This is a genomic window from Mesorhizobium waimense, assembly GCF_003601975.1.
In the GTDB taxonomy this organism is placed as follows: Bacteria; Pseudomonadota; Alphaproteobacteria; order Rhizobiales; family Rhizobiaceae; genus Mesorhizobium; species Mesorhizobium waimense.
Genome location: NZ_QZWZ01000017.1, coordinates 1 through 16,126, shown reverse-complemented (window position 1 = coordinate 16,126; position 16,126 = coordinate 1). Strand labels below are relative to the sequence as shown.

Annotated in this window: 14 protein-coding genes and 1 tRNA gene; 10 read left to right on the top strand and 5 right to left on the bottom strand. The window is 62.3% G+C overall.

The window, feature by feature from the left end:
- Positions 1–94 precede the first annotated feature (94 nt).
- Genes D3227_RS21310 through D3227_RS21300 form a run of 3 tightly spaced genes read left to right on the top strand, consistent with a single transcriptional unit; the run spans position 95 to position 4,930 of the window.
- On the top strand, positions 95–2,044 hold the full coding sequence (locus D3227_RS21310) for a PrkA family serine protein kinase (RefSeq protein ID WP_120016286.1): 1,950 nt from the start codon (positions 95–97) through the stop codon (positions 2,042–2,044).
- Positions 2,045–2,062: 18 nt separating this feature from the next.
- Positions 2,063–3,370 carry a YeaH/YhbH family protein gene (locus D3227_RS21305; protein WP_120016285.1) on the top strand — a complete coding sequence of 436 codons (1,308 nt, stop codon included), beginning with the start codon at positions 2,063–2,065 and terminating at the stop codon, positions 3,368–3,370.
- Between the two features lie 9 nt (positions 3,371–3,379).
- A complete protein-coding gene (locus D3227_RS21300) occupies positions 3,380–4,930 on the top strand; it encodes a SpoVR family protein (RefSeq protein WP_120016284.1) in 1,551 nt (516 codons plus the stop codon).
- A 35-nt stretch (positions 4,931–4,965) separates the two neighbouring features.
- Here the strand turns inward: D3227_RS21300 and D3227_RS21295 are convergent, their stop codons facing one another.
- From D3227_RS21295 to D3227_RS21285, 3 genes are read right to left on the bottom strand one after another with little or no spacing between them, the layout of a single operon-like run.
- A complete protein-coding gene (locus D3227_RS21295) occupies positions 4,966–5,862 on the bottom strand; it encodes an HlyC/CorC family transporter (protein ID WP_167480792.1) in 897 nt (298 codons plus the stop codon).
- Positions 5,859–6,998 (bottom strand): 3-dehydroquinate synthase, encoded by a 1,140-nt coding sequence (gene aroB / locus D3227_RS21290; protein WP_425374533.1) that lies wholly within the window; start codon positions 6,996–6,998, stop codon positions 5,859–5,861. Before aroB ends, D3227_RS21295 begins: the two co-directional genes overlap by 4 nt.
- Positions 6,999–7,006: 8 nt before the next feature.
- The gene (locus tag D3227_RS21285) at positions 7,007–7,618 is read right to left on the bottom strand and encodes a shikimate kinase (RefSeq protein WP_120016281.1); all 612 of its coding nucleotides are present in this window, start codon (positions 7,616–7,618) and stop codon (positions 7,007–7,009) included.
- Between the two features lie 151 nt (positions 7,619–7,769).
- Between D3227_RS21285 and D3227_RS21280 the strand changes: the two genes are divergently transcribed.
- From D3227_RS21280 to D3227_RS21260, 5 genes are all read left to right on the top strand, one after another.
- Positions 7,770–7,922, top strand: coding sequence for a hypothetical protein (locus tag D3227_RS21280; RefSeq protein WP_006200257.1), 153 nt, complete (start codon positions 7,770–7,772; stop codon positions 7,920–7,922).
- A gap of 28 nt (positions 7,923–7,950) precedes the next feature.
- On the top strand, positions 7,951–8,868 hold the full coding sequence (locus D3227_RS21275) for a site-specific tyrosine recombinase XerD (protein ID WP_120016280.1): 918 nt from the start codon (positions 7,951–7,953) through the stop codon (positions 8,866–8,868).
- 100 nt (positions 8,869–8,968) lie between these two features.
- The gene (locus D3227_RS21270; RefSeq protein ID WP_120016279.1) at positions 8,969–9,919 is read left to right on the top strand and encodes an acetyl-CoA carboxylase carboxyltransferase subunit alpha; all 951 of its coding nucleotides are present in this window, start codon (positions 8,969–8,971) and stop codon (positions 9,917–9,919) included.
- 212 nt (positions 9,920–10,131) lie between these two features.
- Positions 10,132–11,427: a L,D-transpeptidase family protein gene (locus D3227_RS21265; RefSeq protein ID WP_120016278.1), complete on the top strand. Its 1,296-nt coding sequence runs from the start codon at positions 10,132–10,134 to the stop codon at positions 11,425–11,427.
- A gap of 51 nt (positions 11,428–11,478) precedes the next feature.
- On the top strand, positions 11,479–11,742 hold the full coding sequence (locus D3227_RS21260) for a sulfurtransferase TusA family protein (protein ID WP_120016277.1): 264 nt from the start codon (positions 11,479–11,481) through the stop codon (positions 11,740–11,742).
- Between the two features lie 16 nt (positions 11,743–11,758).
- Here D3227_RS21260 and D3227_RS21255 read toward each other — a convergent pair whose 3' ends face one another.
- Together D3227_RS21255 and D3227_RS21250 are read right to left on the bottom strand one after the other, a co-directional pair.
- A complete protein-coding gene (locus D3227_RS21255; RefSeq protein ID WP_120016276.1) occupies positions 11,759–12,901 on the bottom strand; it encodes a CobW family GTP-binding protein in 1,143 nt (380 codons plus the stop codon).
- 3 nt (positions 12,902–12,904) lie between these two features.
- A complete protein-coding gene (locus D3227_RS21250; protein ID WP_120016395.1) occupies positions 12,905–14,071 on the bottom strand; it encodes a D-alanyl-D-alanine carboxypeptidase family protein in 1,167 nt (388 codons plus the stop codon).
- Positions 14,072–14,285: 214 nt separating this feature from the next.
- Here D3227_RS21250 and D3227_RS21245 point away from each other — a divergent pair, with 214 nt between their 5' ends.
- Together D3227_RS21245 and D3227_RS21240 are read left to right on the top strand one after the other, a co-directional pair.
- Complete coding sequence (locus tag D3227_RS21245; RefSeq protein WP_120016275.1) at positions 14,286–15,449, top strand: M20 aminoacylase family protein; 1,164 nt, start codon at positions 14,286–14,288, stop codon at positions 15,447–15,449.
- A 184-nt stretch (positions 15,450–15,633) separates the two neighbouring features.
- Positions 15,634–15,710: transfer RNA gene (locus tag D3227_RS21240), tRNA-Arg, on the top strand.
- The last annotated feature ends 416 nt before the right edge of the window (positions 15,711–16,126 follow it).

Genomic DNA, 16,126 nt, shown 5'->3' with positions numbered 1-16,126 from the left:
CTTTAGGAGAAGGGAACCACAACGCTCCTCCAACAGTTGAATATGTAGATGGTCCGTCCAGCAGCCAGTCGGGCGGCTCTGAGGGCGAAATATCATGCGCGAGAACCAGTCTGACGTTTTCGACCTGTTTTCTGAGATTTACACGAACGCGGCGCAGGAAGAGATCAGCATCCAGCAGTACCTTCTTGCCTGCCGAGAAGACAAGTCGATGTATGCCTCGGCACCCGAGCGAATGGTCGAGGCAATCGGCGAGCCAAATCTTGTCGACACTAGCAAGGACGAGCGGCTTGGCCGCATTTTCTCAAACCGAACGGTCAAGGTGTATCCCTCCTTCTCCGACTTCTACGGCATGGAGGACACGATCGAGCGCATTGCGGGCTATTTCCGCTATGCCTCCCAGGGACTCGAGGAGCGCAAGCAGATCCTCTACCTTCTCGGCCCGGTCGGCGGCGGCAAGTCGTCCCTTGCCGAGCGGCTGAAGAAACTGATGGAGCAGCGCCCGATCTACACGCTGAAGGTCGGTAACCAGATCAGCCCGGTTTTCGAATCGCCACTTGGCCTGTTTCATCCCGATCGCATGGGCGATCTGTTGGAGGACAAATATGGCATAGCGCGGCGGCGCCTCAACGGGCTCATCTCGCCCTGGGCATCCAAGCGCCTCGATGAGTTGTCCGGCGATATCTCCAAGTTCAGCGTGGTCAAACTGATGCCGTCCCGGCTGCGCCAGATCGGCATTGCCAAGACCGAGCCGGGCGATGAGAACAATCAGGATGTGTCGGCACTGGTCGGCAAGGTCGACATCAGGCAATTGGAAAATTTCAGTCAATCCGACCCGGACGCCTATTCCTTTAGCGGCGGACTGAATCGAACCACGCAAGGTTTGCTCGAATTCGTCGAGATGTTCAAGGCGCCGATCAAGGTCCTGCATCCGCTGCTGACCGCGACCCAGGAAGGCAGCTACAACGGCACCGAAAATTTCGGCGCCTTTCCCTACCAGGGGATCATCGTGGCCCATTCCAACGAGTCGGAATGGCAGCAGTTCAAGAACAACAAGAACAACGAGGCCTTTCTCGACCGCATCCTCGTGGTCAAGGTGCCGTACTGCCTGCGGATCACCGAAGAGAGGCAGATCTACGAAAAGCTGCTGCGCGAGAGCGAACTGGCCGCCAGCCCCTGCGCACCCGAGGTGCTGGATATCCTCAGTCGCTTCACCGTCTCGACCCGCCTGGCCGAGCACGACAATTCACCTCTTTACACCAAGATGCGCGCCTATGACGGGGAGAACCTGAAGGAGATCGATCCCAGGGCGAAGTCGGTCCAGGAATACCGCGACGCCGCCGGCGTCGATGAAGGCATGACGGGCGTCAGCACGCGCTTTGCCTTCAAGATCCTGTCGCAGACGTTCAACTACGACACCAAGGAAGTGGCCGCCGATCCGGTGCATCTGATGTACATTCTGGAGGAAGCGATCAAGCGGGAGCAGTTCCCGAAGGAAACGGAAGCGGCCTATCTCGAATTCATCAAGTCGGAACTCGCCGCGCGCTACGCCGAGTTCATCGGCCATGAGATCCAGAAAGCCTATCTCGAATCCTACAGCGAATATGGCCAGAACCTTTTCGACCGCTACATCGCCTATGCCGACGCCTGGATCGAGGACCAGGATTACAAGGACCCCGACACCGGCCAGATCCTCAACCGGGAGGTCCTGGACAACGAGCTGTCACAGGTCGAAAAACCGGCAGGCATCGCCAATCCCAAGGACTTCCGCAACGAGGTGGTGAAGTTCACGCTGCGCGCCAGGGCAAAAAACCACGACCGCAACCCGTCATGGACGAGTTACGAAAAGCTGCGCGAGGTCATCGAGAAGCGGATGTTCGGACAGGTCGAGGATCTCCTGCCGGTGATCAGCTTCGGCTCCAAGCAGGACAGCGTTACGGAAAAACGCCACAACGAATTCGTGCAGCGAATGGTCGAGCGCGGCTATACCGAACGGCAGGTGCGCCGGCTGGTGGACTGGTACATGCGGGTGAACAAGGCGGGTTGATAGAGCCCGGATGGTTCCATGCCGATCTTCATCGACCGTCGCCTGAATCCGAAGGACAAGAGCCTCGGCAATCGACAGCGCTTCCTCAGGCGTGCTCGCGAGGAATTGAAACGAAGCATCCGCGATCAGATCCGCAGCGGCAGGATCGCCGACGTGGATGCCGAGCACACCGTGCCGATGCCCGAAAGGGGAACGGCCGAGCCAAGCTTCAACGACGACAAGGCCAGCGGCCGGCGCCAGCACATCCTTCCTGGCAACAGGCATTTCGCCCCTGGAGACCTGATCCCCAAGCCCGGGGGCAGCGGCGCAGGCGGCCCGGGGAACAAGGTGTCGGAAGACGATTTTCGTTTCGTGCTGTCGCGCGAGGAGGTGCTTGAGCTCTTTTTCGAGGATCTCGAACTGCCCGACCTGGTCAAGCTCAACCTCAAGGAGATCCTTGCCTTCAAGCCGCGCAGGGCTGGCTTCGCCGCAACCGGTTCGCCGACCAACGTCAATGTCGGTCGCACCATGCGCAACAGCCACGGCCGACGCATTGCGCTGAGGCGGCCAAAGCAGGAGGAGTTGGATGCGATCCTCCAGGAAATCGCCACGCTTGAGTCGGCATCAGCCGGCGCGGCGACGCGCCAGCGCATTGCAGGATTGCGCGAGGAGCTAGACCGGCTGGAACGTCGGCGCAGGCGAATTGCCTTTGTCGATCCGGTCGATATCCGGTTCAACCGCTTCGATGCCCGGCCCATACCGAATGCCAAAGCCGTCATGTTCTGCCTGATGGACGTTTCCGGATCGATGGGCGAACGCGAGAAGGACTTGGCCAAACGCTTCTTCGTGCTGCTGCACCTGTTCTTGAAGCGGCGCTACGAACGCACGGAGATCGTCTTCATCCGCCACACGCACGAGGCGCACGAAGTGGATGAGGACACGTTCTTCTACAACACGCAGAGCGGCGGTACGATCGTCTCCACCGCGCTTGACGAAATGCACCGCATCATCGAACAGCGCTATCCGGCCAACGAGTGGAACATCTATGCCGCGCAAGCCTCGGACGGCGACAATTTCGCCACCGATTCCGAGCGATGCATAGAGTTTCTGGACCGCAGGCTCATGCGCCTTTGCCAGTACTTCGCCTATGTCGAGATCATCGACGAACGAGAAACCCATATATTCGGCGCCACCGAAAACGGGACGTCGCTTTGGCGCGCCTACAGCAGGGTCGAGCTGAAATGGCCCAACTTCCAGATGAGCCGCATTGCCACTCCGGCAGATATATACCCGGTCTTTCGCCGGCTCTTCGCCAGGCAACCGGTTCCTGCCCGCAAGAGCGCCTGAGGAGGGCCGATGGCCAGACTAGCCACCAAACCGGGTCTGCTGTTTTCAGGATCCGACTGGGATTTTGGGAAATTGTCGCGGGCCCATGAGGCGATCGAGGCCCTCGCGATCGAAGAACTGCACCTCGATACCTATCCGGTGCAGATGGAGATCATATCCTCTCAACAGATGCTCGACGCCTATTCATCGGTCGGCATGCCGCTGATGTATCGTCACTGGTCGTTCGGCAAACACTTCCTCTACCAGGAACTCCTCTATCGCAAAGGCGGACGCGGGCTGGCCTATGAACTCGTCATCAACTCAAACCCCTGCATCGTCTACCTGATGGAGGAAAACACCATGGCCTTGCAGGCTCTGGTGACGGCGCATGCGGCACTCGGACATAATCATTTCTTCAAGAACAATCATCTGTTCAGGCAATGGACGGATGCCGGGGCGATCCTGAGCTATCTGGACTTCGCCAAGGGCTACATAACCCGCTGCGAGGAGCGGCATGGCCTTGCCGCAGTGGAGGCGGTTCTCGACGCGGCGCATGCGCTGATGGAACAGGGCGTATTTCGCTATCGTCGTCCGCCGAAATTGTCCTCGGAACGGCAGCGCGAGGGACTGCGTGAGCGCCTGGAATATGAAGAGCGTTCCTACAACGATTTGTGGCGCACACTGCCGCCCGCGCAGGGAAACAAGAAGATCGACGACAGGGACCGGGGCATGGCCGATCCGAAGAAGTCGCTCAACCTGCCGGAGGAAAACCTCCTGTACTTCCTGGAAAAGAACAGTCTTGTCCTTGAGCCCTGGCAGCGCGAACTCGTCAGGATCGTGCGTATCATTGCGCAGTATTTCTATCCGCAGCGCCAAACGCAGGTGATGAACGAGGGCTGTGCCACCTTCGTGCATTATACGCTCATGAACATGCTGTTCGACCGGAGCCAGATCAACGAAGGCGCCATGCTCGAAATCCTGCGCAACCATTCGAACGTGATCTTCCAGCCGGCCTTCGACGATCCGCGCTATTCCGGCATCAATCCCTACGCGCTTGGCCTCGATATGATGCAGGACATACAGCGCATCGCGACCGAGCCGACGGCGGAGGACCGCGACTGGTTTCCCGACATCGCCGGCCACGGCGACTGGCGCGAGATCCTGCTCGACGCCTGGGCGAACCATCGCGACGAGTCCTTCATCCGCCAGTACCTCAGTCCAACCCTGATCCGGAAATGGCGGTTCTTTGTCCTTGGCGACGCGGCCGACGAACCGCATTACCAGGTCGCCTCGATCCACAACGAGCGTGGCTACAGGAAGATCCGCGCCGCCCTGGCTCACAGCTACGATGTCGGAGTAAACCGGCCCGACATCCAGGCCGTGGATGTCGATCTGCTTGGCGACCGGCATTTGCGGCTGCAGCACAAGGTCAAAGACGGCGTCGTCCTTGATGAGGCCAGTCGCGACGCGACGCTGCGCCACATCCGCAGGCTCTGGGGCTACGAGGTCAGCCTGGCGGCGGTCGATGCCCAGACCGGTGCGACAATCAACGAGCGCTCGAGCCGCCAGATCGCGGAGTGAGGCCTCCGGAACTGTAGGTCGTTGGTCTAGAATATTCAGGCTTCGCCGGCAGGCTTGATCCTCAGCCTGGAGATCCGGTTCTTGTCGCGCTTCATTACGACGAAGCGCATGCCGTGGAAGGTGAAGGCCTGCTTCTCGTCAGGGATTGACTGCGTCTCGTGGATGACAAGGCCGGCAATAGTGGTTGCCTCCTCGTCCGGCAGGTTCCAGTCGAGCGCCCGGTTTAGGTCGCGGATCGGCACGGTGCCGTCGACGACGACGGAGCCGTCGGCCTCCTGCTTGACGCCCTGGATCTCGATATCATGCTCGTCGGCGATCTCGCCGACGATCTCCTCGATGATGTCCTCCAGCGTCACCAGCCCTTCGACCTCGCCATACTCATCGACGACAATGGCGAAATGCGCCTTGCGACGCAAAAACGCGTTGAGCTGTTCCTGCAGCGTCGTGGTGTCCGGAACGAACCATGGTTTCGACGCGATCTTCATCACGTCGATCCGGGAAAAGTCGTTGCCGACTTCGTTGAGCGCCCTGAGCAGGTCCTTGGCATGCAGCACACCAACAATGTTGTCGAGCGAGCCCTTCCACAAGGGCATGCGGGTGTGCGGGCTCTGCAGGATCTCGCGCACCACCGCTTCCGGCTGATTGTCGGCATTGACGGAGCGCATATTGGTGCGGTGGACCATGATGTCGGACACTTCGAGTTCCTCGAGGTCGAACAGGCCGCCGACACGGTCGCGATCCTCGCGCACCATCTGGCCGTCACGGCGGAAATCGTCGACCGCACCACGCAATTCGTCATGGCTCGAACGCTGCGGCTCGATCGGCTGCAACTCGTAGCCAAAGAGGGCAAGCAAGCGCGTGCGCAAGAGAAGGACCAGCAGGCCGAGGCCGGCAAGGACGGCAGCGACAATCCAGCCGGGCTCGTTCATCATCCAGGTCGGCTTTCCTGACCCGGGTGGCTCTCTCTCAGGAACGACAAGACTTCCGAAGCTGGCACATCCCTGGCGATGAAGGACTGGCCGATGCCGCGCGTCAAGATGAAGGTCAGCGCACCGCGCGACACCTTCTTGTCCTGGGTGATGAACGAGAACAATGCCTCGGCGTCGGGCAGTTCGCCGGGAATATCGGTCATGCGCCAGGGCAGGCCGACGGCGCTGAGATGCGCCTCGACGCGCGCCGCATCGTCCGGGCTCGCCAGGTTGAGCCTCGATGAAAAGCGATGCGCCAGCGCCATGCCGATGGCGACGCCCTCGCCATGGACGAGGCGGGCGCCGTCATAGCGCGTGGCGGCTTCGAGCGCGTGGCCGAAGGTGTGCCCGAGATTGAGCAGCGCGCGGTCGCCGGTCTCGAACTCGTCGCGGGCGACGACATTCGCCTTGGCGCGACAGGCCTCTGCGATGGCTTCAGCCCGCGCCGGGCCGCCGTCAAAGACCTCGCGCCAGTTTTCTTCCAGCCAGCCGAAGAAGGCCGGGCGATCGATCAATCCGTATTTGGCGAGTTCGGCATAGCCGGCGCGGAATTCCCGGATCGGCAGCGTGTCGAGCACCCCGGTGTCGGCCAGCACCAGCTTCGGCTGATGGAAGACGCCGACCAGGTTCTTGCCGCGCGCGCTGTTGATGCCGGTCTTGCCGCCGACCGAGGAATCGACCTGCGCCAGCAATGAGGTCGGGATCTGCACGAAATTCATGCCGCGCCGCACGATCCCGGCGGCAAAACCGGCAAGGTCGCCGATGACGCCGCCGCCAAGCGCGATGACGACGTCGCCGCGCTCCAGCTTCGCGGCAAGCACGCCGTCCACTACCTCTTCGAGATGGGCAAAGCTTTTGGTTTTTTCGCCGGCTGGAAGCGTGATGACGGCAGGCTGGAAGCCGCCCTGCTCCAGGCCCGCCTTCAGCGTCTCGAGATGGGCTGCGGCGACATTGTCGTCGGTGACGACCGCCGCACGCGTGCCGGGCAAACGGCGTGAAATTTCGGCGCCCGCGCGCAACAGCAGGCCGGAGCCGATCAATATGTCGTAGGCACGCTCGCCGAGCCCGACCTCGACGGTGACTGTCTCTCCGGCAGGCATATCGCTGCTCATGGACGCACCTCGCTGGCCGCGACGATTTCAGCAACACCGAAATGCCGGCAAAGCGCATTCACGACCTCGGCCGCGATGACCTCCTTGCGGTCGTCGCGGGTCGGCACGGTGACGTCGGATGTGGCGTAGACCGGATAGCGCTCGGCCATCAGCCGCTCGAGCACGGCGCGCGGATCGGGATTTTTGAGCAGCGGCCGATTCTGCTTCTTGGACACGCGCTCCATCAGAAGGTCGAGTTCGGCCTTCAGCCATACCGAAACGCCGTGACCGGCGATCGCCTCGCGCGTCTGCGCATTCATGAAGGCGCCCCCGCCGGTCGACAGCACCTGCGGGCCGTTTTCCAGCAGCCGCAGGAGGACGCGCTGCTCCAGCGCGCGGAATTCCGTCTCGCCATAGCGCTCGAACAGCTCCGGCACGGTCATGCGCGAGACGCTTTCGATCTCCTGGTCGCTGTCGATGAAGGGCAGTGCCAGCATCGCCGCCACCTTGCGGCCGATCGCCGTCTTGCCGGCGCCCATCAGGCCGACAAAGACGATCGAGCGGTTGCGCAGCCGCTCGAGCAGCTCGGCATGGCCTTCGCCTGGAGGATTTGCTGGCAGCGCGTTCATGAGACCATGATGTTTCTAGGCCCTCTTTGCCGGCGTATCGACATCAAAAGCCTGTTTGCGTCAAGCGAGCTTCGTCCTTGAATTGGCCGGATTGGCGTCCCATAAGGGCACAGGGTTTGGAAATGCAGAACATGAAGACGGGCGAAGATTGATGCCGACTCTGTTTCGCTTTGTCGTGACGCTGATGATTCTTGCCGGCATTGCCTATGGTACGATGTTCGCGCTGGCGATGTTCGTCGAGCCGAAAAAGGCTGAGATGAGCGTGCGCATTCCGCCGGAAAAGCTGAATCCCAAGAAGAACTGATCAAAAAAAGAAAAACTGATCCAGAAGAATGAACAGCGCGGCTCGCATCGAAGCCTTCCTGGAAATGATGAGCGCCGAGCGGGGTGCCGCCGAAAACACGCTCTCCTCCTATCGCCGCGACCTCGAGGACGCCTCGCAAGAGATCAGCGGCGGGCTTGCGGGCGCCGGCGCCGCCGACATCCGCTCCTATCTCGACGACATCGCCGAACGCGGTTTTGCGCCGACCTCGCAGGCGCGAAAACTGTCGGCGATCCGCCAGTTCTTCAAGTTCCTCTACGCCGAAGGCCTGCGCGGCGACGACCCGACCGGCACGCTGGACAGTCCGAAAAAGGGCCGGCCGCTGCCGAAGACGATGAGCGAGGCCGAGACCGGCCGCCTGGTCGACCGCGCGGCGCAAGAGGCGACGAATGCCGCGCTGAACGACGGCGACAGCTTGGCGGCGCTGCGCCTGCATGCGCTGGTCGAAGTGCTCTACGCCACCGGCCTGCGGGTCTCCGAACTGGTCGGCCTGCCAGTGACGGTGGCGCTGCGCGACGATCGCTTCTTCATGGTGCGCGGCAAGGGCGACAAGGAACGCATGGTGCCCCTGTCGGCCAAGGCACGTGCCGCGATGCGGGCCTGGCTCACCGCCAGAGCCACCGTGCCGGCCTTTGCCGACAGTACTTTCCTGTTTCCGGCGGCGTCCGACACCGGCCATCTCTCGCGGCAGGTGTTTGCCCGCGACCTGAAGGGGCTTGCCGCCAGGGCCGGCATCACTGCGGCGAAGATCTCGCCGCATGTGCTTCGCCATGCATTCGCCAGCCATCTCTTACAGAACGGCGCCGACCTCCGGGCGGTGCAGCAGCTGCTCGGTCATTCCGACATCTCGACCACGCAGATTTACACCCACGTATTGGAGGAGCGGCTGGTGCGGCTGGTCAATGATCATCATCCGCTTGCCGACTAGGCCTCATATCGCTATGTGAGGGCGACGTTCCACCGCCCGGAGCCTCCGTTTTCGAGGGTTTCGCCAGCCATTGCCTTCCGAATTGCCGGTCCGCTCAAGAATGTACAATTACCTCGATTTCGAAAAGCCGGTGCAGGATCTCGAAGGCAAGATCCTCGAGCTGAAGAAGCTTGCCGAGAACGGCGAGGCCGTCGATGTCGGCGACGAGATCAGCCGGTTGGAGAAACGCTCACGCGACGCGCTGCGCGATGCCTACAAGGCGCTGACGCCGTGGCAGAAGGTGCAGGTAGCGCGCCATCCCGACCGGCCGCATTGCGTCGACTACATCAAGGGCCTGCTCAGCGATTTCACGCCGCTGGCCGGCGACCGCAATTACGGCGAGGACCAGGCGATCGTCGGCGGCTTCGCCCGCTTCCGCGGCGAACCGGTGGCGGTGCTCGGCCAGGAGAAGGGCTCGGACACGGCGAGCCGTCTCAAGCATAATTTCGGCTCGGTGCGGCCCGAAGGCTACCGCAAGGCGGTGCGACTGATGGAGCTTGCCGACCGCTTCAAGATCCCGCTTTTGACCCTGGTCGACACCGCAGGCGCCTATCCCGGCGTCGGCGCCGAAGAGCGCGGCCAGGCAGAGGCCATCGCCCGCTCGACCTCGGCCTGTCTTGGCCTCAAGGTGCCGTCGATCTCGGTGGTGATCGGCGAAGGCGGTTCCGGCGGCGCCATTGCCATCGCCACCGCCAATCGGGTCTACATGCTCGAACACGCCATCTATTCGGTCATCTCGCCGGAAGGTGCCGCCTCGATCCTGTGGCGCGACACCACCCGCTCGAAGGATGCCGCGACCAACATGAAGATCACCGCCCAGGATCTTTACGAAATGAAGATCATCGACGCCATCATCCCTGAACCGCTCGGCGGCGCCCATCGCGCCCCGGAAACGGTGATCGCCGCCACCGGCGACCTCATCGCCAGGACGATGAAGGACTTTGCCGGCGCCAACACCGATTTCCGCGAGCAGCGTCGCGAGAAATACCTGGCCATGGGCCGTAGCCTCTAGGCGGCGCCGACAACACGCCGCAAAGTGGCGGAATTGTGCAATTTCGCCACAAAAATGCCGCCGCATTCGGGTCAATGAAACTGCCGTGAGGGGTGATCCGAAGCTTGCGGTAAGGATTTTTCAAGGTTAACGGGCTTACGGTCCGCTAATGTTTAGCTGTGGGCCGGCGGTGCCGAGATCTGTCGCCCGAGAGAAAAGACGTAGCCGTACCCATGTTTGCCAAGCTTTCCCGCACCGGAGCCCTGATCGCCGCGATTGGCGTGGCCGGCTGCAACGATTCCTCGATGAAGGATTTCGCCCCGGAGGCCAACAAGCCGCTGCCGGACAAGATCCTCGCCGACATGAAGGCCAAGGGCATGGTCCGCACCTCCTCGGTGATGGCTCGTATCTTCAAGGAAGAGGGCAAGCTCGAGATCTGGAAGGCCAAGACCAACGGCCGTTACGATCTGGTCGCCAGCTACGACATCTGCAAATGGTCAGGCAAGCTCGGACCCAAATTTACCGAGGGCGACCGCCAGGCGCCGGAAGGGTTCTACACGGTCCGTCCCCAGCAGATGAACCCGCGCTCGAATTACCATTTGTCCTTCAACATCGGCTATCCCAACGCCTATGACCGCGCCAATGGCCGCACCGGCTCCAATTTGATGGTGCACGGCGCCTGCTCGTCCTCGGGCTGCTATTCGATGACGGACGCGCAGATCGAGCAGATCTATGCCTTCGGCCGCGACGCCTTCCAGGGCGGCCAGACCGAGTTCCAGATCGAGGCCTTTCCGTTCCGCATGACCCCCGCCAACATGGCGCGCTACCGCAACGACCCGAACTACGACTTCTGGAAGATGCTGAAGGTCGGCTACGACAATTTCGAGATCACCAAGGTGCCGCCGAAGGTCGACGTCTGCGAGAAGCGCTACGTCTTCAACCAGGTCGCCCCTGAAGGCACGACCTTCGATCCGACCGGTCCCTGCCCCGCCAGCACGCAGCCGGATTCGCTGAAGAGCGCCTACAACGCCTATCAGAGCACTTACGACGCTGCGTTCAGCGGCGCGGTGAAGGCCAGCGTGCCGGCGCCCAAGCCGACCATTGCCGGCATCAAGGAAGCCAGCATCGTTTCCGACTGGTCGAAGCGCCGCGCCCGCGGTGAGCGCGTGCCGATCAATCCACCGTCTCTCAACTCCGACGGTACGGTGACCGAGACGGCGCGCATGGGCCGCATCGATTCGCCGGCAGGCCGCAAGATGGCCGCGCTCGACGCCGAGAAGGCGGCCAAGAAGAAGGCCGAGGAACAAAGGCTCGCGGCAATCGAGGCCGCGAAGGCTGCGAAAGAGGCGGCGAAGGCCCAGGCCCTGGCCGAAAAAGAGGCCGAGAAGGCCGCGGCCCAGCAGCCGGTCGCCACTGCAACCATCGCGCAGCCCGCCGAGGCCGCACCGGCAGAGACGCAGGCGGCTGACGCTGGCGACGGCACAGTGACGAAGCTGAAGAAAAAGCTGCTCGGCATGTTCGGCGGCTGAGGCTCCGCAGCATGATCCCGAAAAAGTGGAAGCCGGTTTTCGGAAAAGATCATGCTTGAACAAGAAGATAGGCCCTTGGCCAATCCCGACACTGTCTACGACCTCAAGGGGCTGAATTGCCCCTTGCCCGTGCTCAAGACAAAAAAGCGGTTGGCGACCATGAAGCCGGGCAGCAGGCTCTGGCTTGAGACCACCGACCCGCTGGCGGTCATCGACATTCCCGCCTTCTGCTCCGACGCCGGCCACCAGCTGATCGAAACGGCGGCGGTATCCGGCGGCCATCGGTTTTTGGTCGAGCGCGGCGGCGCCGCCTGACCCCGCAGAGCTTCGCTCACATCCCGGCGATGGCCAACGGATTGTCTTCCAGGGCCGCGCGGTCGGGCGTGTCGATTGACGGCCGGTTGGTGAAGGCGGCAAACAGCCGGCGGACATAATCTTCCGGCATGTCGAGCGTGATCAGCACCAACCTGGTGCCGCGCTGGCCGTCGGGCCAGGACGGCAGCCGCGCCGGCGGATGCAGGATCTTCTGCACACCGTGCACGACCAGCGGCCGCGACGGGTCCTCCTGCAACTCGATGACGCCCTTCATGCGCAGCAGGCGCTCGCCATGCGTGGAACGCAACAGGTCGAGGAACATCTCGATCGCCGAAAACGGCACCGGCCCGTCATGCACGAGCGAATAGGACCGCACGCGTGAATCGTGGCGATGGCCGTCATGATCGTGATCATGACCACCATGATCGTGACCAGCATGGTCGTGATCGCCATGGTGGTGATGATGTTCTCCATGATGATCATGGGAGGCTTCTTCGCCGAGCCAGCGCTGCACGTCGGCGGATTTCGTCGCCGGATTGTAGAGCCCGCAGTCGAACAGCGCCGCCGCGCCCGTGTTCCTGTCGCCCGCCTCGAGCAGCGCCGCACCCGGATTGATCTGCCGCAACCGGGTCCGCAAGGCCTCGACGTCACCGGGTTCGGTCACCAGGTCGGTCTTGGTCAGCACGATGCGGTCGGCGACGGCCGCCTGCTTCACCGCCTCGACATGGGCATCGAGCGTCGCATTGCCGTTGACCGCGTCGACCAAAGTGATGACGCCGTCGAGCCGGAAGGCCTGGACCAGCGCCGGATGCGCCATGATCGACTGCAGCACCGGCGCCGGATCGGCGAGACCCGTTGTCTCGACGACGACGCGGGCCAGTTTGGCGATGCGCCCGGTCTGCAGCCGGTCGACGAGATCGGCCAGCGTGTCGACCAGTTCGCCGCGCACCGTGCAGCAGAGGCAGCCGTCGGAGAGTTGGATGATGCCGTCGGAGGCCTGCTCCACCAGCAGATGGTCGATCGCCACCTCGCCGAACTCGTTGATGATGACGGCTGTGTCGACGAGCGCGGGATCCTTGAGCAGCCGGTTGAGCAGCGTCGTCTTGCCGGCGCCGAGGAAACCGGTGAGCACCGAGACTGGGATCGGGAAGCTTGCCATTGCCTAGTTCTTCGCGGCCTTGACCGGCTGGTCGCCCTGTACGGCGGCTGAGCCGACCACGGTGGCGCCGGCCGGTGCTGGCCGGTCGGGCCGCCAGGTCGGCAACGGTACGTCGGCAAATTCCTGGCCGGTCTCGTCGAGCATCGCCTTCGGCGTCGGTCCGGTGGCACCGCCGAGGCCGACGGCGACCAGCGTCGGCACGTGGTCGAGTTTTTCCTGATAGGGCGACTTCGGCGCATCCTTGGCGGCAACGGCCGGCGGTGCTTCCGACTGTTGCTCCTTCGTCTTCTTCTTGCAGATCTCGTCATTCATGTCGTTGGCCGAGAGCGTGTCGCCATAGGAGGGCAAGGCGGCGATGGTGGTCGAGCCGGTCGCCGGCATGTCAAAACCTTGGTCGAGGAGGCGTGCCGCCGTCTCCGCCCGGCTTACCGCGGACTTTTCGCCAAGCACCACCGCCACCAGCGTACGCCCGTTGCGTGTTGCCGAACCGATCATGTTGAAACCCGAGGGACAGACGAAACCGGTCTTCATGCCGTCGGCGCCCGGATAACGGCCGATCAGCAGATTGTAGTTCGAGATCGCCTTCTTGCCGACCGCTAGCCCCTCGATCGAGAACCAGGGCGCGTATTGCGGGAATTCGCTGCGGATCGCCATCACCAGCAAAGCGAGGTCGCGCGCCGTCGTGTACTGGTCGGGCGAATAAAGCCCGTTCGGATTGACGAAATGCGTTCCGGTCATGCCAAGCCGGCGTGCCTCGGAATTCATGCGTTCGGCGAAAGCAGCTTGCGAGCCGCCGACGTTCTCGCCCACGGCCATGGCGATGTCGTTGGCCGATTTGACCAGCATCATCTTCAGCGCATTGTCGAGTCGCATCACCGAACCCGGCTTGAAGCCCATCTTGCTCGGCGGCTCGCCGGCGGAATGCTTCGTCACCTTGATCGGCGAATCGAGCTGGACCTCGCCCGCCGCAATGGCGCGGAACGTCACATAGGCGGTCATCAGCTTGGTCAGCGAGGCCGGATACCAGCGCTTGAAGGCATCCTGATGCTCGAGGATCTTGCCTGTCTGCAGGTCGAACAGGACCAGCGGATTGGCGAGAACCGATGTCGCGAAGGCGGGCAGAGCAACTGCGCCCGCCAGCAACAATTTGAGAAAATGCCTGTGCCGCATCATGGAATCCGAAATCGCCTCTTGCCGTAGTCGCCTCTGGCTCCGTAAGATTTCATTAGACGGTCGCCAGCATGTTGGTCCGACCCTCATCCCCGGACCGCTTTGCTGCGGTGCTATTTACCCTATGTGACGCCAACATGGCAAAGTGCCGGACAATCACGATTGCAATTGAGCAGACGCAACCCGGCTGCTCCAACAGCGAAATGGACCGATCATGCCAATTCTGAATCGCGCCGCCGAGATGCAAGAAGAGGTTGCCGGCTGGCGACGACACCTGCATCAGACGCCGGAACTGAATTTCGACGTCTTCCAGACCGCTGCTTTCGTCACCGAGAAGCTCAAGGCTTTCGGCTGCGACGAGGTGGTGACGGGCCTCGGCAAGACCGGCGTCGTCGGCATCATCCACGGCCGCAAGGGCGACGGCACGACCATCGGTCTGCGCGCCGACATGGATGCGCTGCCGATCAACGAGATCACCGGCAAGCCCTACGCATCGACCGTTCCGGGCAAAATGCACGCCTGCGGCCATGACGGCCACACCGCGATGCTTCTGGGCGCGGCCAAATACCTGGCCGAGACGCGCAATTTCAGCGGTTCCGTGGCTGTGATCTTCCAGCCGGCCGAGGAAGGCGGAGGCGGCGGCAACGAGATGGTCAAGGACGGCATGATGGACCGCTTCGCCATCTCCAAGGTGTTCGGCATGCACAATATGCCGGGCCTGCCGGTCGGCCAGTTCGCCATCCGGCCGGGCCCGATCATGGCCGCGACCGCCGAATTCACCATCACCGTCAGGGGCCGCGGCGGCCATGCGGCGATGCCGCACGGCACCATCGATCCGATCGTCATCACCAGCCAGCTCGTCGGCGCGCTGCAGACAGTCGCTTCGCGCAGCACCGACCCGGTCGAGGCCGTGGTGGTTTCGGTGACGAAATTCCACGCCGGCGACGCCTACAACGTCATTCCCGAAAGCGCCGAGATCGCCGGCACCGTGCGCTCGCTGAAGAAGGAAGTCGCCAAGAAGGCGGAGGAGCGCATCCGCACCATTTGCCAGGGGCTGGCCACCGCCTTCGGCGCGACGATCGAGGTCGACTACAATGCCAACTATCCGGTCACCTTCAATCACGCCGAAGAGACGATCTTTGCCGGCGATATCGCGGCCGACGTGGCCGGCAATGCCCAGGTTCACCGCGCCATCCAGCCGGTGATGGGCGGCGAAGACTTTTCCTACATGCTGGAAGCACGCCCGGGCGCCTTCATCTTCATCGGCAACGGCGACACCGCCGGCCTCCACCACCCGGCCTACGACTTCAACGACGAGGTCATCCCGCACGGCATGAGCTACTGGGTGAAGCTGGCGGAAACCGCGCTGGCCGCCTGACGGACTTTGGCGCCGGGCCGCATGCGGCCCGGCGTTCCGGCGCCTGGCGCGAAGGGATCGAGGGCTCAGCCACGACGGCGCAGGCCTTGGAGTTCAACGTCGCGCCACCTACAAAAGACCCGCTTGGTGCGTTGAACCTTCCTCTTGGCGAAACGATCCGAAGCGGCTATGTGTCGGGCCGCGTGGTCCCGTAGCTCAGTAGGATAGAGCGGCAGATTCCTAATCTGTAGGTCACAGGTTCGATTCCTGTCGGGATCACCAAGCTTTTCAAATACTTAGCAAAATTCTCGCCGTACTTTTTTGCGATGTATTTGCGAAATAAGTACGGCGAATTTCGCAGACCTTCAAACTTTGGGCACGCATGCCTGAGAAAGAAACCGCAAAGCGGAGCGCTACGATGTCCGATTCAGAGTGGTCATCGGGTGTTCCCAATCATCCTCACCTGTCTTTCGACGCACCGGCGATCCGATGGCCTTTATGGAAACCCCGGTCCTGCAACCCTGCCTTCCATGGCAGCTATCGTGCTGATCGCCCTTCCGACCGCCTCGAGCTAGTCATCTGAATCTAAATTTCGTGGCATAAGGATTGTTCCGCCTTCTGGCAGAAGCGTTTGACGGAGGCGAGAATGTCGTCTGCGGACTTGGTCCATCGATATGGCTTGGGGTTCTCGTTGTGGC

Bases quoted from the DNA above. Each gene is read 5' to 3' on its own strand.
- D3227_RS21310 (WP_120016286.1), top strand. From the start codon at position 95: ATGCGCGAGAACCAGTCTGACGTTTTCGACCTGTTTTCTGAGATTTAC.
- D3227_RS21300 (WP_120016284.1), top strand. From the start codon at position 3,380: ATGGCCAGACTAGCCACCAAACCGGGTCTGCTGTTTTCAGGATCCGAC.
- D3227_RS21265 (WP_120016278.1), top strand. From the start codon at position 10,132: ATGTTTGCCAAGCTTTCCCGCACCGGAGCCCTGATCGCCGCGATTGGC.
- D3227_RS21245 (WP_120016275.1), top strand. From the start codon at position 14,286: ATGCCAATTCTGAATCGCGCCGCCGAGATGCAAGAAGAGGTTGCCGGC.
- D3227_RS21275 (WP_120016280.1), top strand. From the start codon at position 7,951: ATGAACAGCGCGGCTCGCATCGAAGCCTTCCTGGAAATGATGAGCGCC.
- D3227_RS21255 (WP_120016276.1), bottom strand. From the start codon at position 12,901: ATGGCAAGCTTCCCGATCCCAGTCTCGGTGCTCACCGGTTTCCTCGGC.
- D3227_RS21280 (WP_006200257.1), top strand. From the start codon at position 7,770: ATGCCGACTCTGTTTCGCTTTGTCGTGACGCTGATGATTCTTGCCGGC.
- D3227_RS21270 (WP_120016279.1), top strand. From the start codon at position 8,969: ATGTACAATTACCTCGATTTCGAAAAGCCGGTGCAGGATCTCGAAGGC.
- D3227_RS21305 (WP_120016285.1), top strand. From the start codon at position 2,063: ATGCCGATCTTCATCGACCGTCGCCTGAATCCGAAGGACAAGAGCCTC.
- aroB (WP_425374533.1), bottom strand. From the start codon at position 6,998: ATGCCTGCCGGAGAGACAGTCACCGTCGAGGTCGGGCTCGGCGAGCGT.
- D3227_RS21250 (WP_120016395.1), bottom strand. From the start codon at position 14,071: ATGCGGCACAGGCATTTTCTCAAATTGTTGCTGGCGGGCGCAGTTGCT.
- D3227_RS21285 (WP_120016281.1), bottom strand. From the start codon at position 7,618: ATGAACGCGCTGCCAGCAAATCCTCCAGGCGAAGGCCATGCCGAGCTG.
- D3227_RS21295 (WP_167480792.1), bottom strand. From the start codon at position 5,862: ATGATGAACGAGCCCGGCTGGATTGTCGCTGCCGTCCTTGCCGGCCTC.
- D3227_RS21260 (WP_120016277.1), top strand. From the start codon at position 11,479: ATGCTTGAACAAGAAGATAGGCCCTTGGCCAATCCCGACACTGTCTAC.